Here is a 253-nt window from a genome sequence, read left to right as displayed (position 1 = left end):
GAATTCCTGGTCCCGGGAGGAAGATACGCATCTTTCACCGGGCCAGGTTTTCCCATGTAAATCACCCCCGAGAACACGCGCACCTTCAATACCGACATCCGCCTGGCCTGCACGCTGGCCGCCGTTGCGGGCGCACTTAACGCCGCAGCGTTTGATACGGTCGGCTTCTTCTCGGCGAACATGACCGGCTATGTCTCCTCACTTTCCGGCCATCTGGCCAAAGCTAATCTGCACGGCGGGCTGTTTTTTCTGC

Annotated in this window: 1 protein-coding gene and 1 pseudogene; one reads left to right on the top strand and one right to left on the bottom strand. The window is 58.9% G+C overall.

The window, feature by feature from the left end; all coding sequences use genetic code 11:
- Window positions 1–182, bottom strand: a 182-nt coding sequence (locus KVT28_RS25730) for a hypothetical protein (RefSeq protein WP_217551072.1), incomplete at its 3' end; no start/stop codon positions are given.
- Here KVT28_RS25730 and KVT28_RS27960 point away from each other — a divergent pair.
- Window positions 115–253: pseudogene (locus KVT28_RS27960) on the top strand (DUF1275 domain-containing protein); the annotation flags it as partial. The gene KVT28_RS25730 and the pseudogene KVT28_RS27960 overlap by 68 nt on opposite strands.

Source organism: Pantoea sp. GbtcB22 (assembly GCF_019091025.1).
Classification (GTDB): domain Bacteria; phylum Pseudomonadota; class Gammaproteobacteria; order Enterobacterales; family Enterobacteriaceae; genus Pantoea; species Pantoea leporis.
Note: the sequence above shows the minus strand (reverse complement) of the source record. Positions and strands in the feature narration are given on the sequence as shown.